This is a genomic window from Flaviaestuariibacter amylovorans (assembly GCF_039541815.1).
GTDB classification, from domain to species: domain Bacteria; phylum Bacteroidota; class Bacteroidia; order Chitinophagales; family Chitinophagaceae; genus Flavisolibacter; species Flavisolibacter amylovorans.
In genome coordinates, this window is sequence record NZ_BAABGY010000006.1 from 140,643 (window position 1) to 165,667 (window position 25,025).

A 25,025-nucleotide genomic window follows, 5' to 3' on the forward strand; every position below is an offset into this window, starting at 1 on the left:
ACAAACCGCTACCCGATGAAAAGGACACTGCCGGTATTCGTGTGCCTCCTGCTGTGCACGATCGTGTCGCGCGCGCAATCGAAAGTTTTCCGTGAGGTCAGCAGCGAGATCTCCTCGCAGATGAAGCTGATCACGCAGGACGAAGCCCTGATCGGCTACCTGATGTTCACCCAGCTCGAGAAGGTGAACGCCGACTCATTCAACTACCAGGTAAGCATCATGGACGAGAACCTTAACGACATCGGCAAGCTCCATTTCAAGGACAAGAACCTCGAGCTCCGCTCCGTGTCGTTCGAGCAGGACGTGCTCTGCCTCGGCTATGTGAAAAGTGATCTTGCCGACCTGAAGAACACGAGCATGAAGAAGATCCGCCAGGCCATGGATGAGGGCGGCAACGCCGTGTTCACGCAGCTGATCAACCTCAAGGGCGAGATCATCCACACGGCTTCCATCCGCGTGGACCTGAAGCTGAAAGAGGAGCTGGCCTATGTGAAGAATGCCCGCCCCAGTGCCGTGGCCGGCCGCCTCAAGCACGACCTCGTGGTCAAGAACATCCCGGGTAAAGGCTTCATGGCTTTTTACGGCGACGAGGAAAAGAACCGGCTCTTCGCCTTCGACATCTCCGGCAAGGAGCTGTGGAGCAAGAACATTCCCGATGCGCAGGCCTTCGCCATGCTCACCACCGCCAGTGATGTGTACGTGCTTTCGAAGCGCAAGATGGAAATGGTGGAAGGCGGCTACGAGGTGCGTGGCTTTGCCGTGAGCGATGGCGCGGCCCATGATAAGTACGAGCTGAAAGACCGGAACGGCAGCCAGCTCAAGGTGCTTGGCTTCGAGATCGACCCCACCACCGGCAAGCCCATCATCACCGGCTCCATCATCGACCCGGTGCGCGGCAACAGCTTCTACACGGTCACGGCGCTGAGTAAGGGTCCCTACGACGGTGTCTTCACCGTTGCCCTGAACGGCCCGCGCCGCGCCGACATCAAGGAAACATTCTCGTACTGGAGCGACGGCTCGAAGGCGCCGGAGATCAGCGCCAGCGGCCTGCTCGGCGACAACCACGCCTATCCCCGGTTTTCGAGCACCATCCGCGACTTCAAGGGGAATACCTACTTCGTTGGCAATTCCTACATCCGCAAGGCCAAGGTCGGCTCTATCGTAGCCTCGATCCTGCTCTCGCCGACCGTCATTTTCCCGATCTTCATTGCCGCCGGCGGCTACAACAAGGGTAAGGCCGTGGACGCCGTGCTCTTGCGCCAGGACTCTGCCGGCCGCCTCCGCTTCGAGAATGCCATCGAGGGCCAGTCGTCCCGCTTCTATGCCGCCAAGATGGACTTGTCGTACTACGGGTTCAAATCCTTTTACACCGTGTCGAACCCCGCCACGCAGTCGAACTTCCTGATCGTGGACGACTTCGGCAAGACCATCATCTACAACGTGACCACGCGCCGCGTCGTGCGCACGGTGCCGGCCCGCGAAGGAAGTGTAAGCACGGCCATCTTCCCTGCCAAGCAGGGCCACATCATGGTGGTGGAGAACAACCGCCGCGAGCGGTACACAAAGCTGTCGATAGAAGCCCTTTAGAATATCGAATATCGAATTTGAATGATGACTATCGAAGCAGCGGCGGCCGGTTGGCCGCCGTTGTTTTTTTGTGCGCTTGATATATTGGTTACGCGCTCGTCGTCCGTACGTCGGTGGTTGCGGGAGCGGGCACCGGCAGTTCCACCTCGAGGGTGCAGCCGAGGCCGGGCGCGCTGCTGATGGTGGCGCGCCCGCCGTACAGCGAGGCGCGGTTCTGCATGTTGGTGATGCCTACGCCCTTGCGGCGGCGGGCCGGCTGGAACCCGGCGCCGTCGTCGCGCACCTTTAGGCGCACGCAGCCCTTCTTCGCACTCAGCGTGATCCAGATGTTTTGCGCGCCCGCGTATTTCACCACGTTGTTGAGGGCTTCCTGAGTAATGCGGAAGAGCGTGAGGCTCATCTCCGGCGGCAATGCGGGAAAGTCGGGTGCGGCGTCGAAGTGCACGGTAAAGGGCGCCACGGGCTCGTAGGAGGCGATGAGGTCGCGGATGTTGTGGACGAGGCAGGGCTCGGTGTGCGTGGGTGCGATGATGGTGCGGCACAGTGAGCGGATCTCGTTGATGACGGCTTGGGTCTGGCGGTAGCTCTTCTCGATGAGCGCGGGGCGCGCGGCCTCGTCGGTGAGGGCGATCTCGAGGTACAGCTTGATGGTGGTGAGTACCTGGTTGATGTTGTCGTGCAGCTCCGTGGCGATCTCGTGGCGCTCCTTTTCCTGCGTGTTGAGGATGACGCGGGTGAGCTCTTTCTGACGCAGGATCTTTTCGCGCAGCATCGTATCCTGCAGCCGCAGCTGCTCGGTGATGTCGTGTACCACCGCTATGGTGGCGTCGGTGCCTTCGTAGGTGATGCCGGTGCTGGCGATCTCCACGGCAGCGACGCTGCCGTCGCGGTGCAGGTGGTGCCAGCGGCCCTCGTAGCGGGCGTCGCTGCGCTTGCCGGCGCGGGAGAGCTGCAGCACCCGGCGCTGCTCCTTTTTGGGATGCAGGTCGAGGAGGTTGAGTTGGAGAAAGGCTTCGCGGGTATAGCCATATTGCTTCAGCGCGGCGCGGTTCACCTCCAGGATGCGCAAGGTCCGCTCGTCGTAGATCCACTTGGCGAGCGGCGAGGAGTCGAAGAGCTGCTGGTATTGGTTGCGGCTTTCGAGCAGGGCCTGCTTGGCAAGCTCGGTCTCGGTGATGTCGCGGAGTGCGCCGATCATCGTGCGGGCACGGCCCGTGTCATCGCGCAGGATATAGCCGGTGTCGAGCACGTGGGCGAAGGAGCCGTCGGAGCGCTTGTAGCGGTACTGGTCGCTCCAGTGTGGCTGTGCCGGGTCGGCAAGTACGGTTTCGAGGTTCCGGAGCACGCGCTGCATGTCGTCGGGATGTACCACCTCGTGCCAGAGGGCCGTGGGGAAAACGGTGTCTACGATATCATAGCCGAACTGCTTGCGGAAGTGCTCGCCGTGGCGGAACACGAAATCCTCGTCGAGGTTCCAGTGCCAGATGGCGTCGGAGGTGGCCTGAAACACGTTTCGGTAGATGTCGTGGAGCTGCGCCACGCGCGCGGCCTCGGCCTTCGGAGCGGAGATGTCCTCGAGCACGCAGGTGAGTCCGTCGGAGCACGGATACACGATGCAGTCGAGCCAGCGGCCCGCGCCTTCGTATTCGAAATGCACCGGGCGGGCCAGTCCGGCGGCATCCACGCACTGTTGGTAGAAAGCGGCGTCGAAGGTGTCGGGAAAGGCCTGCCAGAGCGGCTGGCCGATGGTATCGTGCGCCTCCCGGCCAAACAGGCTTGCCGCCGCGGCATTCCAGTGCGTTACCTGCCATTGGCGGTCGAGGGTAAAGGCGGCGGCATCATCAGTTGCGCCGGGAGCAAGCGAGGCCAGCGACCGCTGTAGCAGTGGAGGCAGTGCGTGGATCATCGGGTGGGATTGGTACGTATAAGTACGCATTTTTTGCGGCGGGGCAAAGGAGGCGGGACGAGCGGCCCCCAAACGCCGGAGCGCGTGTTGTTTTTGCTGAGGACCGGTAGGAGGGCAGGACCGGCGCCCGGGACAGGGCCCCAACGGCCGCGACTTCGGGTGGCCGTTTACGCCGACGTGCTACCGCTTAAATTTTGGCCGGCTGCCCGTTTGTTAGGCGGCTTCGCTTATTTTGGCCGTCGCTCAACCAACGCGCCGCACATGAAGCTAACCAACCTGCTCCTCGCTGCCTGCCTGGTCCTGGCCGCGGCACCTTCTTCGGCTCAATCGGACTTTGTGCAACGGAAGGGGCACCAGTTCCTGCTCCGGGGCAAACCGTATTACTACGTGGGCACCAATTACTGGTACGGCTCGCTGCTTCCCTTGCAGGCCAACAGGGCCCGCGGCATCGACCGGCTGCGCCGCGAGCTCGACTTCCTGAAGGCGCATGGCGTCCGAAACCTGCGGGTGCTGGCCGGTGCTGAAGGCAGCGGCACCATCCAGGGCGTGCCGCGCGTGGGCCCTCCGCTGCAACCCCAAAAGGGACGCTTCGACCCTACGGTGCTCGATGGGCTCGACGTGCTGCTGGCCGAGATGGGCAAGCGCGACATGAAGGCGATCGTCTTCTTCAGCAACAACTGGGAGTGGAGCGGCGGCTTCCTGCAATACCTGCGCTGGAACGGCGTCATCAGCGACAGCGACTTCCGCCGCAAGCTTTCCTGGGACGAGCTCCGCGACGCGGTGAGCCGCTTCTACGCCTGCGCGCCCTGCCGCGACGATTACCGCCGCCAGGTCGACTACGTACTGGCCCGCACCAACACCGTCACCGGCAGGCGTTATACCGACGATCCCGTGATCATGGCCTGGGAGCTCGCCAACGAGCCGCGCCCGATGCGGCCGGCCGCCAGCGAAGCCTACCGCGCCTGGATATCCGCCACGGCGGCTCATATCAAGTCGAAGGATAGGCGCCACCTCGTTACCCTCGGACATGAGGGCTCCATCGGCACCGAGAGCATGGAGCTGTTCGAGGCCGTGCACCAGGATCCCAACGTCGACTACAGCACCATTCATATCTGGCCGAAGAACTGGGGCTGGCTGCGTGCCGATCATATCGAGGAGGATTATCCCGTGGCCGCGCAGAAAACGGCCGATTATATCGGGGACCATGTGCGCGCGGCACAGCGGATGAACAAGCCCGTGGTGATCGAGGAATTCGGACTCGTGCGCGACAGCTTCTCCTTCAGCCCATCGTCGGCTACGGTTGCGCGCGACCGTTATTACGACCTCGTGTTCGGACACTGGAAGCGGAGCGCCGATACCGGCGGCGTCATTGCGGGCGCCAACTTCTGGGCCTTTAACGGGGAGGCGCGCCCGCGGCCCGGTCAGGCGTTCTGGAAGCCCGGCGACGACTATATGGGCGACCCGCCGATGGAGGAGCAAAGCCTCTACGGTGTGTTCGATTCCGACCGCAGCACCTGGTACCTTCTGGACCGCTATGCCCGCGCACAGCGCGGTGTGGTGCCGGTACATCCGAAAAAGGCAAAAAAAGGCGGCCGTAAGCCTGCATCAAACAACGTACCTTAGCCGGACTGCTTCCTGAACGAGATCTGCGTAGGCCAACTGCACCCATTTTTTTCACCCGCCGCCCCAACGGGTAAGGCACACGCATGATGGAAACACATGAATCGAATGCATTCGCTTAAGCGCAGCCTGCTTGCGCTTACGGTCGTGATGACCGGCCTCAGCACCACTGCCCAGCAAACATTGAACCCCACGATCGAGCGCCGCGTGGATGCCCTCCTCCGGAGCATGACCCTCCAGGAAAAGGTAGGCCAGATGGCCCAGGTGTCGATCGAGTCGCTCGGTACCGGCGAAGGCAACAACTTCCGCTTCTCCGAAAAGATGCGTGACGCCGTCGTCAACTACAAGGTAGGCTCCATCCTCAACAACCCGGGCTACCCGCCTACACCCGATGCCTGGAACCGCATCGTTGGAGAAATACAATCGGCCGCTGCCGGCACGCCGCGCAGGATCCCGGTGCTCTATGGGCTCGACGACATCCACGGCGCCAACTACGTCAACGGCAGCACCCTCTTCCCGCAGCAGATCGGGCAGGCAGCCACCTGGAACCGCGAGCTCGTGCGCCAGGCCGGCGTGGTAACGGCGTATGAAGGCCGCGCCGCCGGCGTGCCCTGGACTTTTTCGCCCGTGCTTGACCTCGGCGTGAACCCGCTCTGGCCAAGGCTTTGGGAAGGCTTCGGTGAAGACCCGTTCCTGGTGTCGGAGCTGGGTGCAGCCTTTGTGCGCGGCGTGCAAGACCCACTGGGCGCGAAGGATAAGCTGATCGTGAGCCTGAAGCACTACATGGCTTATTCGGATCCGAAGTCGGGCAAGGACCGCACCGACGCCTGGATCCCCGAGCACTACCTGCGCGAGTACCACCTGCCGGCCTACGTGGCGGCGGTGAAGGCCGGCGCGCGCAACGTGATGGTGAACTCCGCCCTCATCAACGGCGTGCCCACGCACGTCAACAAGCAGATCCTGACCGACATCCTGAAAGGCGAGCTCGGCTTCACGGGATTTATCGTTACGGACTGGCAGGACATCGAGAACGTGTACCGCCGCGACCGGATGACGAACTCCATCAAGGAAGCCATTGCGCTCGCGATCAACGCGGGCAACGATATGTCGATGATCCCGTACGACTACAAGTCGTTCACCACCGACCTCATCGCTCTTGTAAAGGAAGGCAAGGTGAAGCAGAGCCGCATCGACGACGCCGTACGCCGGATCCTGCGCGTGAAGATGGAGATCGGCCTGTTTGAAATGCCCGTGACCAACGTGCGCGATTACCCGAAGTTCGGCGGTAAGGAGCACGCGCAGATCGCCTATAACACCGCTGCCGAATCCATGACGCTGCTCAAGAACGAGCGCGGCACGCTGCCGCTCCGTGCGGGCGCCCGGGTGCTGGTGACCGGTCCGAACGCCAACTCACTGCGCGCCCTCAACGGCGGCTGGACCTACACCTGGCAGGGCGAGCGCACCGACGAGATCGCCGCGGGCCGCTACCATACGATCGTGGACGCGCTTCGGGAGAAAATGGGCGCCGCCAATGTGACGCACGTACCCGGCGTGCTCTACAGCAAGCAGGGTAAATATTTTGAAGACTCGGTGGTGAGTATCGATGCGGCCGTGCAGGCTGCTGCGGGCGCCGATTACGTACTGCTCTGCATCGGCGAGAACTCCTATACCGAAACGCCCGGAAATACGAACGACCTGAACCTTTCCGACAACCAGCTCGCGCTCGCCCGCGCGCTGCAGGCTACCGGCAAGCCGGTAGTCCTGATCCTCAACGAAGGACGCCCACGCATCATCTCGCGCATCGAGCCCGGCGCCGCGGCCATTGTGCACACCTACCTGCCCGGCAACTACGGTGCCGATGCCCTTGTAGATATACTGACCGGCGCGGTGAACCCGAGCGGCAAGCTGCCGATCACCTACCCGCGCTATGCCAACGACCTGGCGCCCTACCACCACAAGCCTTCTGAAGGGGCCACCAACCCACAGGGCGGCGAAACCGCCCCGCAGTTTCCCTTCGGGTTCGGGCTTTCCTATACGCAGTTCACCTACAGCGCGCTGCGCATCGGCCGCACTGCTTATGCACCCACCGACACGCTGGAGGTATCGGTGACGGTAGCGAACACCGGCGGGCGCGAAGGCAAAGAGGTGGTGCAGCTGTTCGTTTCGGACCTCGTGGCTTCGCTCACGCCCGACATCACGCGCCTGCGTGGCTTCGAGAAGATCGCGCTGCGCCCGGGTGAGTCGCGCACCGTACGCTTCCGCCTCCCGGTTAAGGCCCTTGCCTTTGTGGGTACCGACCTGAGGAAGCACGTGGAAGCCGGCACTTTCGAAGTGCGTGTAGGCGGGCTCAAGGGAACATTCAGTGTCGGTAAGGACCTGGTATTCTAAGGCGTCAGTCATCCACCGCCGGAGTGTGGGGCGGGGCGGCTGCAGTGCTTCGCCCGGCATCGATCACTTGCTTTAACAAAGTGTTTGCGCACCGGCTATAAACGCTTTCATAGATGATTTTTTATCATACGGGCCGTTCGGCGGGGTTCTCCCCGGCCGGCGGCCTTTCTTGACAAGCGCAGGGGAACCTGACCTCAGCAATCCGGCATGGATTTTCCTGTGCTGCAGTCGGTCCTGCGCTTTGCCGCAAACCGCTACATTTACAGGGAGATCCCTTACCATGAGTTCAAAGCCCAATTTCTGGCAGCGCCTTGGCCTGCACAGCTGGTTCCTCAACAAGCCCGAGGCCGCTCCCCGCGAGTCGGCCGCCCTCTTGTCGCCCAGCATCATCTACAACTACATCCTGCAGCAGTTCGAAGGATCGCTCGCCGAGCTCTCCTTTGCCAACCGCATCGTGTTTTACCACGAGTACATCATCGTGTTCAACCCCGACGACTACAAGGAGTTCCAGGAAGGCAAGAAGGGCATCTTCGGGCTCATCGCCCAGGAAGCCGTCAACGCCTTTTATGGCATCCTGCAGCAGGAGGCGGCAAAGGGCCGCGCGGTGATCCCCTCGGCCAACAAGTGGGTGTTCCGCTTCGTGTCGGCGCCGCAGTACGGTCGGGGCGACAAGGGCTTTATCGGCAAGCTGCTGCCCGGCGCCACCGAAAAGAGCGAGAACCTGCGCGTCACCTACATCCCCCGCCAGACCGGCATGGCCGAAACGGTGGACCTGAGCCCGGAATCGCTGACGGCGTTCACTTATTACAGCGAGGGCTATTACGAGCTGCCCTATCGATTCGAAGGGGCCGGCGCCGGCGCCACCGGTGGCAGTCCGGCTGCGCCTTCCGTGGGCAGCCCGGGCGCCTATGCGCGCTTCGAGGCCGTGGTGCCGGATAAGGCGTATGCGGGCAAGAAGATCGAGTTCCTGATGCGCGACGAGGAGATCCTCATCACCGGTCCGGCCGACCAGCGCAACGAGCCGCATATCTTCCGGATCCCGTCGGAGTGGGTAGACACACCGCACCTGAAGCTGCGCTACAACCGTGGCGAAGACCGCTTTTACATTGCCGCCTTCGGCGAGAAGACCGTGGTGAATGAGAAAGAGATCGCCCCGTCGAACCCGCAATACCCGTCGTGGTCCGAGATTCCGCTGCACTCGCGCATCGTGCTGAACGGCATCGTCGGACTGAACCTGTTCAAACCCTGAGCCTATGTCATCGATCCTGTCGGTACTGCTGCTGCTGGTGTGCGTGCTCCTGGCGGCGCTTCATTTCCTCGACATCAAACGCTCGAACCGCAATGGCTAAGCAGCTCCATGGACTCACCGATACGGGCCGCGCGCGCAGCAACAACGAAGATGCGTTCGTGGCCGCAGGAGGCCGCTATCCCTTCGGGGCCGTCATCGACGGCGTGGGCGGCTATGAAGGGGGAGAGGTGGCCGCCGCCCTCGCCCGCGATACGCTCGGCGCCCGGGTGGCCGCGGCCGCCCGCCCCGACACCGTAGTATTACGGGAGGCCCTGCTCGCCGCCAACGCGGCCATCATCGCCGAAAAGCAACGCGACCCGCGCCTGCAGGAAATGGCCTGCGTGCTGAGCTGCGCCTGGGCCGATGAAGACGCGGCGCGCGTGCTGTATGCGCACGTGGGCGATACCCGCCTGTACCTGTTCCGCGACGGGTCGCTCGTGAAGCTGACCCGCGACCACTCCTTCGTGGGGCTGCTCGAAGACAGCAACCGCATTTCCGAGACGGAGGCCATGGAGCACCCGAAGCGCAACGAGATCGACCGCGCCCTTGGCTTTCTTCCAACGATACCCGACCCCGAGCGCTATATCGACACCGGGAGCGCGCCCTTCCTGCCCGGCGACCTGCTGCTGCTGTGCAGCGACGGCCTCACCGATATGGTGGACAGCAACGCGATCCGCACCGTGCTGCAGTCGGGCGACACGCTCGAAGGCATGGCCCGCACGCTGGTGGCGGCCGCTAACGGAAACGGGGGCAAGGACAATATTACCGTAGTATTACTGCGGCACTCGAAGGCCCGGGTGCAACCCCGTCCGGATGGCGCCCCCCGCCCGGCGCCGCGCCCGGTCCCGATCGAAGCGGCGCCTTCCCGCCCGCTTCCCGCACCGCCGCCGCTGCCGCGCCGGAGCACGCTGGCCCTCGTGCTGCCCTGGATCGTAGGCCTCCTCGCCGCCGCGGCCCTCTTCTATTTCATTCGTCCAAAGGAAGCGCCGGGCCCGGTGGGCACCGGCGTCAACGCGGCGTACCCGCAGGCAGCCTTGCAGGATACGCTCGACGCTGCTGCGGATACGCTGCGCCTCACGGGTGCCGTGTTCGGAGACACGCTGCTGCTCCGCGACTCGCTCTGGATCCACCGCGACTCGCTGGTGCTGATCGGCACCGGCCGCACGGTGCTGCAGCCGGCCTCGGGTCGCCTGCCATTACAGGTGGCACCCACGATAAAAAGACTGCACCTCAAAGGGCTGGAGCTTCGCGACATCGACCTGCGCATCGCGGCCGACGGGGCCGGCGCCCTCTACTTCGACAGCGTGCGCCTGCGCGGCGTAGCGGCGGGGCTGGGCGCGCCGCTGCTGCTGCCCGATACGCTCGTGACCGGCACCCTCAAAGACCTGATGACCCAAAAGCGGAAGAACCCATGAACAGAATCGGAAAGCGCGGTATCGAACGGATCCTCCTCGTGCTCATTGCCGGGGTGCTCGGTGCGTTTTTCTTCCGCCTGTACGAAGTGCTGGAAAAAGATTTTGCCGAAGTAGCGCCGCGCCTGCAGGACGGCTCCATGGTGCACCTCAACGCGCCCGCGCCGGCCGACGCGCTCGCGAAGCTGCTGCGCCAGGGCTATTACCTCGAAGACCCGCGCGACATCACCCTCATCCGCAACTCGGTGGCGGTACAGTTGACGCCCGGCACCCGCATCGACAATATCGGCGAGCTCAATAAGCGTGCCTACAACATACCGGCGGAAGACGCGCTGCACAAGGGTGGGGCCGTGTTCCACAAGCGTGCGCGGCTCTCGTACCGGCTGCTCGGCTTCTCCGGTCCCGACTCGGTGCGCTATGCGCAGGAGCTCCGCTCGGCGCCACCCCTGCCGCCAACGGTAGACCTCGGCGCCGGCGGCGGCCGCATCGCGGGCCGCATCGAGGACCGGGAAGGCGCCGCTGTTGGCGGAGCGCTCGTGCGCCTCGAGCTCGTGCTGCCGCAGGATAGTATTTATACGGGCGAGACCGACGAGGAGGACCTCCGCGAGACGGTGACGCCGACGCTGCGCTACCGCCGCGGCACCAACGGCAAATACGCTTCACTTGCCGCCTATGCCCGTACCGACGCGCAGGGAAAGTTTTCATTCACCGGCCTGCAGGAGGGCGCCGCCTGGGAGGTGCTGCCGCTGCAGCCCGGGTCAGCTTTTGGCGCACCGAAGGGTACCTCATCGCTGAAAGGCACGCTCGATCTTTCCTTCACCCGCAGCCCGCATACGTTGCGCCTCTTCTCCGGCCGCGACTTCAACAACCTGAAACGCGAGAAGGCGCTCATCGTGCGCACGCCCGAAGAGGTACGCCAGTGGTACTGGATCATCGTGGCGGCTTTTCTCCTGCCGTTCTTCGCGGTGCACGGGCTGCTGAGCGCGAAGCTGCGTACCGCCGACGCGTTCATCCTGCCCCTGATCATGCTGCTGACGGGCATCTCGCTCCTGACCTTATTGAGCCTGCAGGACCCGCTCCGCGACCGCTTCCTGGCGCTCAACACGCTCTGGTATTTCCTCGGGGGGATGGCGGTGCTTACGCTGATGCTGCTGTTCGACCTGCGGCGCTTCACGCCCGACGCCGGTTTTTACCGGATGTTTGCCGTGAAGGGGAGGAGCGGGGAGCGCGGCCTGCAGTGGGCCGCCTTCGCGGTGGTGCTGCTGCTGGCGACGATCGCGCTGGGCTCCGGCCCCGAGGGCAGCGGCGTCAAGGTGAACCTGTTCGGCTTCCAGCCCTCCGAGGTCATCAAGTTCGGGCTCCTGCTGTTCCTCGCGGGCTTCCTCGCGGCCAACGAGCGCTTTATCGCGGAGTACGCCACGGCGGGCCGCCGCTGGAAGTTCTTTTACCCTGCGCTGGGCGCCGTGCTGCTCGCCATCCTGCTCTTCCTCATGCTGGGCGACCTGGGCCCCGCAGTGGTCGTGTGCTTCTCCTTTATCATCCTCTTCTCCTTCACCCGCGGCGATTTTGCCGTCATGGCCGGAACGGTGGCGCTGTATGTACTCGCCAACTGGATCTTCGATAACGTCTGGATCGCCACCGGCGTGACGGTGCTCGCGCTGGCCGTATATCTACGGTTCGGCTACAAGCGGCTTTCCGAGTCGGCCGTGATGGCGCTGGTGGTGTTGGCAGGCTTCCTCCTGATCGACCAGGTGCCGCTGCTCGACCGCCTGTTTCCCGGTCCCGTGCAGCGCCTCGCAGACCGAAAGGCCATCTGGCAGAACAATTGGGACAACGAGGTATACGGCGGCGACCAGGTGGCCAACGGCATCTGGGCCATGGCTTCCGGCGGTACCACCGGCCAGGGCATCGGCGAGGGCTTTGCCAAAACGATCCCCGAGGCGCATACCGACATGATCTTGCCGGCCATCGGTGAAGAGCTCGGCTGGACCGGCATCGGCTGCCTGTTTGTTCTTTTCCTGGTGTACCTGCACCGGGCACTGCTCATCGGGCGGCAAACGGGCAGGCCCTTCCTGTTTTACCTCGCGGGCGGCATCGGCGTCAGCACCTTCGTGCAGTTCCTGCTCATCGCGGGCGGCTCCACCGGGGCCCTGCCGCTGTCGGGGATCGCGTTGCCGTTCATCTCCTACGGAGGCTCCTCGCTGCTGTGCAACCTGCTGGCGGCGGGCTTCCTGCTCTCCGCGTCGTTTGTGCGCGGCTCCGAGGTACAGATGGCATACATCAGCAAGCAACAGGATCGCAACCTGGTGCCGGCGCTGGCGGCGGCTACGCTGGGCATCATCCTGCTTACCGTAAACGTATCGCGCTACCTCTTCAAGCCCGCCGAATGGGTGGTGCAGCCGGCGCTCGTGGCCGACCGCTCCGGCGCGCGCATGTTCAGCTACAACCCGCGCATCGCCATCCTGATGAACAAGCTCGAGGCCGGCGCCCTCTACGACCGGCAGGGACGCCTGCTGGCAACCAGCCGCAAGGAGCGGCTCCTGAGCCAGCGCGACACGCTCGTGCAGGGCGGCGTGCTCCCCGAAAACATCGTACGCCTCTCGCACCAGCGCAACGACCGCTACTACCCCTACGGCGACCAGATGTTCTTCTGGACCGGCGATGCCAACACAGGCGTATTTACCGGCTCGCTTAACGGCTACTTCGCAGAGTACGAGCTGGGCGCCGAGCTGCGGGGCTTCCCGATGCCGGAAACGACCTACCCGGTGAAGGCCAGCCGCTTCCGCGAAGACCGCTTCCTGCCGCCTGCGGAGCGCGAGATGACCGTGCTGCGCCGCGACTACAGTGCCCTCTCGCCGATGCTGCTCGCAGGCATCAACAGCCGCCTCGTGGAAGACTTCAAAAAGCAGAACCGCGACGTGCAGCTCAGCATGGACGCAGGCCTGCAGACCGCGCTGCAACGCAGCTTTTCGCTCGATGATTCGCTCCGCAGCCGCCGCGTGTCGGTGGTGGTGCTCGAAGACAGCACCGGCGACGTGCTGACCTCCGCGGGCTGGCCCCTGCCGCCGGTGAACGACTGGGAGCAGCTGACGCTGACGCCCCGCGAGGCCGCGAGGGCCGCGGGCTGGCTTACACTTAAAGACCTCGGCTTCACCCACGCCACGCAGCCCGGCTCCACCGCCAAGCTGGCCACGGCGCTCGCCGCACTGAATAAATACGGTGCGGCCATCGCCACGAAGCCGATCACCGTCCGCGAGCAGGACCTCATCCGCATCAAAGGCCCCGAGCCCGACGAGCCGGGCCGCATCGATATGCAGCGCGCGCTCGTGCGCTCCAACAATGCCTACTTTATCCGCCTCGCCAACGAGCAACGCATAGAGGAGCAGATGGGGACGCTGTACCTGCAAACCGGTATGTTCCTGCGCGGGGTAGGTGGTTATTTCTTCGAGCGGCCGCCGGGCAACGACTTCCGGGAAGAGGGGTGGCGCGAAACCTGGCGCAAGACCGAGTTCCGCAGCATCCGGCGCTACGACGTCAACAACCCACGCAAGACCCGCGGCCTCGGCATCTCCGGTATGGCCTGGGGGCAGGGCGAGCTGACGGCGACGCCGGCGGCCGTGGCCCGATTAGCCTCAGGGATCGCCCATGGCGGCATCGTACCGCACCGCTTCGTGCTGAAGATCGCCGACTCGGCAGTGGCATCGAAGCCGGCGGTACCTGTGGCTGCCGATCCCGGCAATACCGCGCTGCTGACCGCGTTCATGAAGGCGCAGAGCGCCGGCAAGGTGAAGCAGCTCGGCATCCAGGTGGCCGGCAAAACAGGCACGCCGGAGCGCATCTTCCGGGGCCGCCGCATCAACGACGGCTGGTACGTGTTTTTTGCACCGAAGGCAACGGGCGCCGGCCACATCGTGGTCTGCATCCGCATCGAGGATACCAAAGGCTCCAGCGATGCCGTGCGCACCGCCGGCCGCCACGTGATCCCGGAGCTGCTCCGGCGCGGCTATATCCGTGGCTTCGGCAATGCTTCCGGCGGAGCGCGCACACCGGGCAGTAACCGCGCCGGAACCGACAGCCTTCGCATCGACAGCGGCGCCGTGGTGCCGCTAAACCCTTAAGACAACAACCATGAACCTTTTCAACTGGAATAAGAACGAACCACCCGCCCGCGATGCCAAGTCGATCCGCGAGGAGCTGCTCTACGCCATCCGGCAGAAGCTCGCCTCGGTGGAAGGCGGCGAGGGCGGCCATATCCGCGGCCTCACGCTCTACCTGGCGCCACCACCCGAGCTGCGTCCCGAGTACGAGGCCGCCGTCTATTACGGGCAGGAGGAGCGCCTGCGGCAGGAGGTGGAGCGGATCGCCGACAACTATGCCCTCGACCTGCCGGCGCAATGGACCCTCGAGACCGAGTTCACCGAAACGCTGCCGCCCGATGCGACGCCGGTGCCCGGGCAGCCCATCAGCCTCTGGATCGCTACGGCCGCCAAGGCCGCGCCGGCCAATGCCACGGCACTGCTGCTGGTGCTGCAGGGCGAGGCCGAGCAGGCCCGCTACGAGCTCCGCGCCCGCGACGGCCGCATCAACATCGGCCGCGAAAAGAACGTGCAGCAGCGCGACGGCTTCCTGCGTGTCAACGCCATTTGCTTTCCGCCGGAGAGCTCCAACGAGGCCAACAAGTACGTGAGCCGGCAGCATGCGCACATCCGCTTCGACGAGGCCATGGGGCAGTTCCTGCTCTATGCCGACGAGGGGGGCGTGCCGCCGCAGAACAAGGTGAAGGTGAAGGGCCGTGCCGACTCGCAACCGGTGAAGCTGCAGAGTACCGGCGTGCCCCACCTGCTGCGCGATGGCGACCAGATCATGCTGGGGCACTCGGCCCTGCTCGAATTCAGAACCGATCAAAGCTAGTTTCATGGGAAAAGTATTTACGATCACGGCCGGACTGGAGAATATGGGTGCGCTGAAGACGGGCGGCCAGGGCTCGGTGTATAAAGGACGCCGCACCGGCGAGATCATCACCGCCGTGAAGCTGCTGCCGACGCCGATCCACAGCGAATCGCCGGAGGATAAGCACTATGCGGCCTTCCTGAGCGAGGTAACGAAGCTGAAAAAAGTGAACGAGCAGCCCAACCCCAACGTGGTGCGCATCCTGAGCTCGGGCCTCACCGAGAGCGGCTCCTTCCCCTATATCGAGATGGAGTTCGTGGAGGGTCCCGACCTGGAGGAGCTGCTGCGCCCGCCGCATGGACCCGTGTTTACGGTGAAGGAAGCGGTGCGGCTTGCCGATCAATTGTCGAATGCGCTCGCGCACTGCCACCGCGTGGGTGTGAAGCACGGCGACCTCAAAAGCAACAACGTCAAATACAACGTACATACCGGCAACTACGTGCTGCTCGATTTCGGACTGGCCATCATGTCGGACGAGCAGCGCCGCACGAGCCTGCGGCATGCCGGCGCTATCGAGTTCATGGCCCCGGAGCAGAACGAAGGGCGCATCCTGTTCCCGACCGACGTATACAGCTTCGGCGTGATCCTGTTTGAGCTGCTGGCGGGCCAGGTGCCCTTTCCGCTGAAGGACCGTGGTGAGACGATGCGCACGCAGGTGATGCTGGCGCATATGGAGACGCCGCCGCCCGACCTCATGGAGCTGCGCCGCGCAGCGCTCCCCGCCGACTGGCCCGAGGAGAAGAAGCAGCGCGAGCTGCAGGTGCCGCAGTGGCTTATCGATACCGTCTATATCTGCCTGCAGAAAGACCCCGAGCGTCGCTTCAAGGACGGCGTGATGCTGCACGACCACATAATCCTGCGCAGTACGCACAAGACTGATGAAGCCACCACGCAGCCCGTGTCCGACATCGCCGTGGCGCGCCTGCAGCAGGAGAACGCCCGCCTGCAGGAGGAGAACCGCACGCTGCGGCAGCAGCTCGAGCAGGTGCAGCAGTTCCGCCGCGAAACGGCAGCAACTGCCGAACGCCGGCCCTTTGCGGAGCCCACACCCCCACCACCGCCACCGCCGCCGGTACGGGAGCGCCGCCGGGGCCGGACGCCCTGGCTGTCGTGGATAATCGTACTCGGCGTGCTCGGGCTCGTGGCCTGGATCGTGATCGGTCGGCCCGGGATCGGCGGGCGAGATACGGAGACGGGAGCCACTACGGAGCCCGGGCCGGATGCAAGGCCCATCGGGCAGTTCATGGTAAAGTCGGCGCGGGCGTATTTCTACAATGAGCCCGACGCCGGCACGCGCCGCGAAGCCTACATGGTGCCTTCCACCGACGTGGTGACCGGCCTGCGCGAGGAGAACGGCTATATCTATACCGACTTCACCAACGACCGGGGGCAGCGCTCGAAGGGCTGGCTCCGCCGCCGCGACCTGATGACGATGGACGAGTGGAACGCGCGCCAGCGCCAGCAGCCCGAGCCGCAGAAGCCCAAACTGACGCCCGAGGAGATCCGCAACCAGCTCGAAACGGCCCGCCGCCAGCTCGAGGGCGGGCAGGTGGAGGAGGCTACGTTCGTATACCGCTACCTTGCCGAGCAGGAGGTGCCCGAGGCCATGTATGAATACGGGAACCTGGGCCTGCAGAAGCGCGCGGCGGGTGTCGACTGCGGCAAGTCGTGGGGCTATGTGCAGAAGGCGGCCGACAAGGGCCACGTACCTGCGAAGCGCACCCTCGGGCTGCTCTACGTCTTTGCCGACAACCCCGAGGTGCTGCGTATCAACAACTACGAGAACTGCTTTTACGAGCGCAACGTGTACAAGGGCACGCGGCTGCTGATGGAGGCCGTTGCCGGCGGCGATACCACGGCCCGCCGCCTCGTTGACGAGCTCAGCCTGAACAGCGGCGGCAACCCCGATCCGCAAAACCCGCAACCATGAGCATACCCGAGCAGAACCGATGGAAGGTTATGGCCGGGCCGGGCCTTGTGGCGGTGCTATGCCTGTGCCTCATGGCTTGCGGCGACACAGCCAGGAAAGACGAGCCGCAGGGAAAGCGCATTCTCTACTACCCGCTGGCCAACACCTACTTCGACCAGGACCGGGAGCGCTATTACTGGCTCGATACGGCCACCTACGAGTGGACCCGGCGCGATACGCTGCCCGCAGCGCTCCGCGACGGACTCGGGCGCTCCATCAGCATCCCCAACCCGCCGGTACCGGTGTACCGCGACAATGCCCAGCACCGGCTCATTTACGGCACCGCGCTGTACAGTACCAAGACCGATCTCGAGCGGAAACTACGTGAGGACTCGCTCGCCGATGTAGCGCGCCGTGAGGCGATCCGCAAGGCACAGGAGGCAGAGCAAAAGCCCAAAGAGAAGGAGCGGACCAAGGTGGGCAAATGGCTGCGCAGGGTATTTGGAAAGAAGGAGGATTAGCGCGTAGGGAGAACACGGATGGTGCGGATGCTACGGATCTTAACGGATCGGTACCCATTCGTGACAGCCGTGCGATCCGTGTTCTAAGTCAGCTTTGTTCACTATTTTTTGCCAGTAACTCCTGATCATTCAACAGGTTAAAAGCTTTTGCTAATTGCGCCTGCCACTCCGGTTTCGCGCTAAGTTATTTAGTAAATTCGCGCGAACGGTTATCCTATGAATGAACGGATCGTGGAAAAGCTATCCATACTTGCGGACGCAGCCAAGTATGATGTTTCCTGCAGCTCCAGCGGCAGCAAGCGTAAGAACGCAGACAAGGGCCTCGGCAATGCGGAGGGCATGGGTATTTGCCATTCGTACACCGAAGACGGGCGCTGCGTTTCGCTGCTCAAGATCCTGCTGACGAACCATTGCATCTTCGACTGCGCCTACTGCGTAAGCCGTCGCAGCAACGACGTGAAGCGCGCCGCGTTTACGGTGCAGGAAGTGGTGGACCTGACCATCAATTTTTACCGCCGCAACTACATCGAAGGCCTCTTTTTGAGCTCCGGCATTTTCAAGGACCCCGACTACACCATGGAGCGCCTCGTACGCATCGCCAAAAAGCTGCGCACCGAGCACCGCTTCAACGGGTACATCCACCTCAAGGCCATCCCGGGTGCCTCCGAGGAGCTCCTGCAGGAAGCCGGCCTCTACGCCGACCGCCTCAGTGTAAACATGGAGCTGCCGACGGAGCAGAGCCTGCAGTTGCTGGCGCCCGACAAGAAGCAGGAAGACGTGATCAAGCCCATGACCTATCTCAAAGATTCGATCATCGCCAACCGCGACGAGCGGAAGGCGCTGGTGAAAGCACCGCTCTTTGCGCCCGCGGGCCAGAGCACGCAGCTCGTGATCGGCGCTACGCCCGAAAGCGACCTGCAGGTGCTGCAGCTTTCCGATGCTTTCTACAAGGACCTGCGGCTAAAGCGCGTCTACTACTCCGGCTATGTGCCCATCAGCCACGACAAGCGCCTGCCCACCATTGGCACGCCCGTACCGATCGTGCGCGAGCACCGGCTTTACCAGGCCGACTGGCTGCTGCGGTATTATGGCTTTTCAGTGAACGAGCTGCTCTCGCCCGACGACCCGTTTCTCGACATGCAGATCGACCCGAAGCTGCAATGGGCGCTGAAGCACCTTGACCAGTTTCCCGTCGACATCAACACCGCCGACCTCGAGGTCATCCGCCGCATCCCGGGCATCGGCATTAAATCGGCGCAGAAGATCTGGGAGGCCCGCAAGTTCCGCTCCCTTACCTGGGACCACCTGAAGCAGTTCAACATCGCGGCCGGCCGCGCGAAGTATTTTCTCGACCTCAAGATCGAGGGACGCCGGCGGAGCGACTATACGCCCGACCAGATCCGGCAGTTCATCGTCGGCACGGCCCACAGCAAGTTCGCCGCCAATCATTCACCCCAGCTGGCCCTGTTCTGATGCTGCAGACGGTACTCTACGACGGCTCCTTCGACGGCTGGCTTTGCGCCGTGTTCGACGTGTACGACTATAAGTTCGGCAACGCGGAGATCGTAACGGAGGCGAGGTTCCGCGGCAACCTGTTTGGCGCGGCGCATACGGTGCGCAACGACGCCCGGCATAGTGCCCGCGTCTGGAAGGGGCTGGAGGCGAAGTTGTCGGGTGATGCCCTGAAAGACGTGTACCGCACGTTCCTATCGGAGGCCGACGGGGCGGAGACGGTGCTGCTGCAGTATGTACAGCATGTATTTGCCCATACTACCTCCGTCGAAACCGACTTCAGCCACCCGGCCGTGCTCTACGTAACGCAGATGGGCCGCAAGGTGTGGCGCGAGCAGCACCGCATGGAAGCCTTTGTGCGCTTTCAGCGCACGGGCGACGGACTCTACTACGGCTTCATCGAGCCCGACCACGACGTGCTGCCGCTCATCGCCCCGCACTTCACCAGCCGCTATGCGGACCAGCGCTGGCTCATTTACGACGGCCGCCGCCGGTACGGACTGTATTACGACGGTGAACGGACCGAGACCGTGGAACTACGGTTCGACGAGGCAGTAGGCGGCGGACGGGCCGCAAGCCCTGTTTATGATCCTTCGGAGGAGCTGTACCAGCAAGCCTGGAAACAGTATTTCAAAAGCGTGAACATCCCGGCACGAAAAAACAGCAAGCTGCACCTGCAGCACCTCCCGCGCCGCTATTGGAAATACCTCACCGAAAAGCAGGGCTGACCCATTTGTGGAAGGACTATAGTGAGCTCCCGGAATGTTGCTAGACAAGTGGGTGCCGGCACCTTCCTTGCGGATTTTCCCGGAAAAGCAAGACCATGGCACGATTCAAACTGAGCCGCGACGACAGCGGCAAGCATACCTGGAAAGCGGAAGGCACCAACCCCGAAACGGGCCGCCCCATGACGATCCGCGGCGGACAGCCCGGCACCCCGGTGGGCCGCGAAAACCCGCGCAGCGAGCGCACCTTTGATGCCCGGCACGACGCCACCGGCATGACCCCGAAGAAATACATCAACAAGCTGCGCTGGGATAACAAGGCGCCGCTCGGTCGCTTCCTCGACATTCCCGATCGTTTGTTCCGGCGCAAGTAAGCCTATCCGGAGTCGGGAGTATGGGAATTGGTGGTTGCACGAAGATCTCCCTGGACAGTCGTGAGGTGTCAGAAGAAAGCTGCTGCTGCAGGAGTCTCCTCCTCAAGCCTGACGCTTCACGCTTCACGACAACCCGCGGAATGATCGATTTAGCGACAACTTCAGGCTATCTTAGTGCGGCCGGCCCAGGCCGCCGCTAAACTCCCAGCTATGATCAGCCGCCGCTCCTTTCTCCGCACCGGGTCCCTGCTTACGCTCGGTGCCGCCGCCTCCTCCTACGTCGATCTCCCGAAACGCAAGCCGGTGGGCGTGCAGCTCTACACCGTGCGCGATGCGATGAGCAGGGACGTTGCCGGGACGCTGACCCGCGTGGCCGCTACCGGCTTCAGCTATGTGGAAGGCGCTACCTACTCGGGCACCCAGCAATTCTACGGGATGACGCCGAAGGCCTTTGCCGCCGCACTTGCCGCAGCAGGTCTTACCATGCCCTCCAACCATTACCGCTGGGGCTTCGACGTGCCGAAAGGCGCAACCGACGGCGGCACCGTAGACAGCGGGACGCCGGTGCGCGGCACGATCCGCAATGGTTGGGAAAAGGCGGTGGCCGATGCCAGGGAAGTGGGCGTGCGCTATATGGTGCTGGCGTGGCTTTCGGAAACGGAGCGCTCCTCGCTCGACAATTACCGCCGCCTCGCCGCCGACCTGAACGTGGCCGGCAAGACCTGCGCCGATGCCGGCATCCAGCTGTGCTATCACAACCACGACTTCGAGTTTGCGCCCATCGACGGGCAGGTTCCGTACGACCTCCTGCTCCGCGACACCGATCCGGCGCTGGTGAAGATGGAGCTCGATCTGTACTGGACCACGAAGGCAGGGCAGGACCCGGTGGCCCTTTTCGGGAAGCACCCGGGCCGCTTCCCGCTCTGGCATGTGAAGGATATGGATGCGACGCCGCAACAGCACTTTACAGAAGTCGGCAATGGGGTGATCGACTTCCGCCGCATCTTCCGCGCTAGAGAGACCGCAGGCATGCAGCACTTCTTCGTGGAGCAGGACAGCACGCCGGGCGATCCCTTCGACAGCATCCGCGAGAGCTACCGCTATGTGCGCAGGAAGCTCGTATAGCCCGGGTCGGGCGACCGGCGGGTGTACGGATCCTCCGCTGATGACATTGGGACAAAGCCCGGTGCAACCAGTTCGTCGGCCTACGACAGCGTCCGGAAAGAGCCACTTAGCGGCTATTTGAATGATTCGATCACTGCTCATCGGACCGCGCAAGCGCGGGGCGCGGGGCTGACGCCCTGTCACGACGGCACGACGGCGCTCCCGAAGCCTCGGGAGCGCCGTCGTGCATCAACGCCGTTTGCGGCCGACCTTTTAACCCTGTCCGGATGATCATTTAACTCAAACAGCTTCTTAGCGAATCCCTTAGCCTCTTTTTTTCTTAGCGGTAAAAAAACCTTCCTTCCTTCAAATCCTTGACCGGCACGCCGAACCCGCAAGTCTAGTCTCATTCCGGAATAATGTCTTTCTTTGGGAACTATGGCAACGGACCAGAAGAAGGAGGCGATCCTCGAGGCAGCGATCCGGCGCTTCGCGCATTTCGGGGTGGCGAAAACGACGATGAACGAGATCGCGGCCGACCTCTCCATCTCCAAGGCCCTCCTGTATTATTACTTCCCCGACAAGATGAGCCTCTATGCCGCGGTGCTGGAGCACATCATCGGGGAAGGCACCGACAAGCAGCAGGCCGAGCTGGAGCGCGAAGCCGATCCCTTCAAGGCCATCGACCGCTACCTGGATTACCGGACGGAATTCATCCTGAAATACTACCAGCTGCTCGAGCACCTCAAGTCGTATACCCCGCTGAACCTGCCGGAGCCGCTCCAGAAGATCTTTGGGCCCCTGCGGGCCCGCGAGCTCGGGCGCGTCACCGCCATCATGGAAAAGGGGCAGCGCTCCGGGGAATTCAAGATCGACAACGCTAAAAAGACCGCAGAGCTGTATTTCGACTTCCTCGACGGCTTCCGCTTCGCCACGCTGGCGCAGCAGCAGAACTTCTTCCCCGACCGCAAGCAGTTCTCAGCGATCCTGAAACGGGAGAAAGAATTTTCACGGATCTTTATGAACGGACTGACCTGCGATCGCTGATCGCATTTTTTTTGCCCTTACCTTTGACTTCTGAATTAAAAAAGTCAGCAAGTCAAAAGGTAAAAAGGTCATGAGTCAGCCCGTACGTCACGAACAGATCCTGGAAGCCGCCCTGAAGCGCTTCGCGCACTTCGGTGTGCGCAAGACGACGCTGACGGAGATCGCCGAGGACCTGTCGCTGTCGAAGCAGGCACTCCATTACTATTTTCCGGATAAAGCGAGCCTTACCCGCGCCGTGATTGCTCAAATCACCGACACCTACATAGCGGCGGTAGGGAAGGAGCTGGCCCCTGGCGTTCCGATCATCAAGGCCCTCGAGGGCATCGTGGCGGTACGCGCCCGCTTTTTCCGGAGCTATTACCCGCTCATCGCCCAGCTCGACACCGGCAGTAACGAGCCCTCCGCGGGCGCCATCGGCCTCCTCCACGAGGTGCTCCGGCGCGAGGCGGGGCTGCTGGCCGACTGCCTGCGCAGCGCCATCGCGCGCGGCGAGGTGCGGCCGATGGACGCCGACGCCACCGCCACCCTCCTGATCGAAACGCTCGCAGCCCTGTCGCGGCAGCTGCACTTCAAGTGCCTGCCTTCGCTGGCCGATTTCGAGCAGGTGACCGTGCGCCAGACCGCGCTCGCCCACCTGCTTTACAACGGTTTAAAGAACGAAGCATGGAAGCATTGATCCTCGATAAGGCCCGCGAGCTCTTCTTCGCCTATGGGCTGAAGAGCGTGTCGATGGACGATATCGCCCGGCTTTCGGGCATCTCCAAGAAAACGCTCTACCAGCACTTCGCCGACAAGCAGGAGCTCGTTGACCGCGTGGTGGCGGGGCTGCTGGCGACGCACACCGAAAAGGCGGGCGACTGTGCCGCGAAGGCCCGCAACGCGGTAGCCGAGGTGGCACTGCAGGTGCGGGTGCCGTTCCGCCTACTCGCCGGCATCAGCCCGGGCTTCTTTTACGAGCTGGAGCGGTACTTCCCGGCCACCTGGATGCAACTGCTGGAATACCGGCGGACCTGTATGACGCCGCGGATCGTGGCCAACCTGCGGCGCGGGCAGCGCGAAGGATTGTACCGCGACGAAGTGCCGGAGGCGCTTGCCGTGGAAATACGGTTGCAGCAGCTCCGCACGGCACTGAACCCGGCCGGCTTTACGGAGCGGCGCACCGAGCCCACGGGCCTCATTCGTGCGCTCACGGAATTCTACCTGCAGGCGATCGGTACCGCAAAAGGACGAAAACTCATTAACGAACACTTCAACCCCAATAATGACACACAAGCAAGCTAACCGTAGCAGGACGAACCGGCGCTCCCTCTGGACGCTGCTGGGCCTTACCCTGCTGGGCACCGCGGCCACCGCCCAGGCGCCCGTTACGCCTCCTTCGCCGCTGGCGCTGAAGGACGCCGTCAATTATGCGCTCAAGGCCAACGCCGAAGCCCGGAAGGCCCGCCTCGATATCGAGAACGCCGAATACCGCATCGACGAGGTGCGCGCCTCAGCGCTGCCGCAGGTAAGCGGCTCCGCCGGCCTTACCTACAACCCGCTGCTCCAGAAGTCGGCCCTGCCCAACTTCTTCGGCGGCAACCCGAACGAAACGATCCTCGTGGCCTTCGGCCAAAAATGGAATGCGGTTGCGGGCCTTTCGGTGCAGCAGAACCTGTTCAACAAATCGGTGTTCACGGGCCTCAAGGCCGCGCGCACGAGCCGCGAGTTCTACCAGCTCAACGCGCAGCTCACCGAGGAGCAGATCATCGAGCAGGTGGCCACCACCTACTACCAGGTGCTCGTGCAGCGCCAGCAGGTGTCGGTGGTCGACTCGTCGATCGCCAATACGCAACGCGTGCAGGGCGTACTGGCGAGCCTTTACAAGAACGGCCTCGCGAAAAAGATCGACGTGGACCGCATCGAGGTGACCATCACCAACCTGCAAAGCCAGCGGCAGCAGGTAATTAACGGCGTGGCGCTCCTCGAGCACCAGCTGAAGCTCTATATGGGCCTGCCAATCGCCACACCGGTCACGATTCCCGACGTAAACCCCGAATCCATCGTGCCTCAGGCCGTGCCCGCCACCGACAGCATCGACCTGCAGAAGCGTACCGAGTTCCTGGTGCTGCAGAAGCAGGGCGAGCTCCTGGAGCAGCAGAAGGAGAACTACCGCAACGAATACTTTCCCTCGCTGTCGCTTGGCGGCAACTACAACTATATGGGCATGGGCAACGCCTTCCCGGTGTTCAAGGGGCAGAGCGCGGGCGCCAACTGGTTCGGGACGGCCTCGGTGTCGCTGAACCTGCGTGTGCCCATCTTCAACGGGGGCGCCACAAAGGCCCGGATCAAGCAGGCCGACGTCAGCATCCGTAAGCTGAATGAAGACATCGCCAATACGGGCCTGCAGCTGAACCTCGCCTACGAGAACGCGCGCACCCAGATCAACAACAACATCATCACCCTCAACAACCAGCGCCGCAACGTGGGCCTGGCCGAAGAGGTGTTCCGCAACACGCAGAACAACTACAACAACGGCCTCGCCACGCTTACCGACCTGCTCGACGCCGAGCGCTCGCTCACCGAGGCCCGCAGCAATCTTTCCGCGGCCCTGCTCAACTACCGCGTGTCGGAAGTACAGCTCGTGAAGGCCCGCGGTGGGATTCGCACATTAACCCAATAAAACAACCAACTACAAGAAATCGA

General features: G+C 63.2%; 18 protein-coding genes. 17 read left to right on the plus strand and 1 reads right to left on the minus strand.

Translation table 11 applies throughout. The features are described from left to right. The first annotated feature begins 15 nt into the window (after nucleotides 1-15). Nucleotides 16-1,587: a DUF6770 family protein gene (locus ABD937_RS06830; protein ID WP_345254529.1), complete on the plus strand. Its 1,572-nt coding sequence runs from the start codon at nucleotides 16-18 to the stop codon at nucleotides 1,585-1,587. Nucleotides 1,588-1,675: 88 nt separating this feature from the next. Here the strand turns inward: ABD937_RS06830 and ABD937_RS06835 are convergent, their stop codons facing one another. Beyond that, a complete protein-coding gene (locus ABD937_RS06835) occupies nucleotides 1,676-3,493 on the minus strand; it encodes a PAS domain-containing sensor histidine kinase (protein WP_345254530.1) in 1,818 nt (605 codons plus the stop codon). A gap of 261 nt (nucleotides 3,494-3,754) precedes the next feature. On the opposite strand from ABD937_RS06835, the gene ABD937_RS06840 reads away from it, so the two are divergent. The 16 genes from ABD937_RS06840 (at nucleotide 3,755) to ABD937_RS06915 (ending at nucleotide 25,002) form a co-directional block, all read left to right on the plus strand. Beyond that, the gene (locus ABD937_RS06840; RefSeq protein WP_345254531.1) at nucleotides 3,755-5,116 is read left to right on the plus strand and encodes a glycoside hydrolase 5 family protein; all 1,362 of its coding nucleotides are present in this window, start codon (nucleotides 3,755-3,757) and stop codon (nucleotides 5,114-5,116) included. Between the two features lie 105 nt (nucleotides 5,117-5,221). Then, nucleotides 5,222-7,501, plus strand: coding sequence for a glycoside hydrolase family 3 N-terminal domain-containing protein (locus ABD937_RS06845; protein ID WP_345254533.1), 2,280 nt, complete (start codon nucleotides 5,222-5,224; stop codon nucleotides 7,499-7,501). Between the two features lie 280 nt (nucleotides 7,502-7,781). Continuing rightward, a complete protein-coding gene (locus ABD937_RS06850) occupies nucleotides 7,782-8,750 on the plus strand; it encodes a hypothetical protein (RefSeq protein ID WP_345254534.1) in 969 nt (322 codons plus the stop codon). Nucleotides 8,751-8,842: 92 nt separating this feature from the next. Then, nucleotides 8,843-10,204, plus strand: coding sequence for a PP2C family protein-serine/threonine phosphatase (locus ABD937_RS06855; protein ID WP_345254536.1), 1,362 nt, complete (start codon nucleotides 8,843-8,845; stop codon nucleotides 10,202-10,204). Next, nucleotides 10,201-14,319 (plus strand): FtsW/RodA/SpoVE family cell cycle protein, encoded by a 4,119-nt coding sequence (locus tag ABD937_RS06860; RefSeq protein WP_345254538.1) that lies wholly within the window; start codon nucleotides 10,201-10,203, stop codon nucleotides 14,317-14,319. The genes ABD937_RS06855 and ABD937_RS06860 overlap by 4 nt, the downstream gene beginning before the upstream one ends. Before the next feature lie 10 nt (nucleotides 14,320-14,329). Further along, on the plus strand, nucleotides 14,330-15,112 hold the full coding sequence (locus ABD937_RS06865) for an FHA domain-containing protein (protein ID WP_345254540.1): 783 nt from the start codon (nucleotides 14,330-14,332) through the stop codon (nucleotides 15,110-15,112). Nucleotides 15,113-15,116: 4 nt separating this feature from the next. Further along, nucleotides 15,117-17,081, plus strand: coding sequence for a protein kinase domain-containing protein (locus ABD937_RS06870; protein ID WP_345254542.1), 1,965 nt, complete (start codon nucleotides 15,117-15,119; stop codon nucleotides 17,079-17,081). After that, the gene (locus ABD937_RS06875) at nucleotides 17,078-17,581 is read left to right on the plus strand and encodes a hypothetical protein (RefSeq protein ID WP_345254544.1); all 504 of its coding nucleotides are present in this window, start codon (nucleotides 17,078-17,080) and stop codon (nucleotides 17,579-17,581) included. Before ABD937_RS06870 ends, ABD937_RS06875 begins: the two co-directional genes overlap by 4 nt. 216 nt (nucleotides 17,582-17,797) lie before the next feature. After that, nucleotides 17,798-19,054 (plus strand): putative DNA modification/repair radical SAM protein, encoded by a 1,257-nt coding sequence (locus ABD937_RS06880; RefSeq protein WP_345254545.1) that lies wholly within the window; start codon nucleotides 17,798-17,800, stop codon nucleotides 19,052-19,054. Next, nucleotides 19,054-19,821, plus strand: coding sequence for a TIGR03915 family putative DNA repair protein (locus tag ABD937_RS06885; protein WP_345254547.1), 768 nt, complete (start codon nucleotides 19,054-19,056; stop codon nucleotides 19,819-19,821). The genes ABD937_RS06880 and ABD937_RS06885 overlap by 1 nt, the downstream gene beginning before the upstream one ends. Nucleotides 19,822-19,916: 95 nt before the next feature. Beyond that, nucleotides 19,917-20,192 (plus strand): hypothetical protein, encoded by a 276-nt coding sequence (locus tag ABD937_RS06890; protein ID WP_345254549.1) that lies wholly within the window; start codon nucleotides 19,917-19,919, stop codon nucleotides 20,190-20,192. 210 nt (nucleotides 20,193-20,402) lie between these two features. Then, complete coding sequence (locus tag ABD937_RS06895; RefSeq protein WP_345254551.1) at nucleotides 20,403-21,317, plus strand: sugar phosphate isomerase/epimerase family protein; 915 nt, start codon at nucleotides 20,403-20,405, stop codon at nucleotides 21,315-21,317. Between the two features lie 417 nt (nucleotides 21,318-21,734). Then, nucleotides 21,735-22,343: a TetR/AcrR family transcriptional regulator gene (locus ABD937_RS06900; RefSeq protein WP_345254552.1), complete on the plus strand. Its 609-nt coding sequence runs from the start codon at nucleotides 21,735-21,737 to the stop codon at nucleotides 22,341-22,343. A 70-nt stretch (nucleotides 22,344-22,413) separates the two neighbouring features. Next, on the plus strand, nucleotides 22,414-23,019 hold the full coding sequence (locus ABD937_RS06905) for a TetR/AcrR family transcriptional regulator (RefSeq protein WP_345254553.1): 606 nt from the start codon (nucleotides 22,414-22,416) through the stop codon (nucleotides 23,017-23,019). Continuing rightward, nucleotides 23,007-23,624, plus strand: coding sequence for a TetR/AcrR family transcriptional regulator (locus ABD937_RS06910; RefSeq protein WP_345254555.1), 618 nt, complete (start codon nucleotides 23,007-23,009; stop codon nucleotides 23,622-23,624). Before ABD937_RS06905 ends, ABD937_RS06910 begins: the two co-directional genes overlap by 13 nt. Beyond that, complete coding sequence (locus ABD937_RS06915) at nucleotides 23,605-25,002, plus strand: TolC family protein (protein WP_345254557.1); 1,398 nt, start codon at nucleotides 23,605-23,607, stop codon at nucleotides 25,000-25,002. The genes ABD937_RS06910 and ABD937_RS06915 overlap by 20 nt, the downstream gene beginning before the upstream one ends. Nucleotides 25,003-25,025 lie beyond the last annotated feature (23 nt).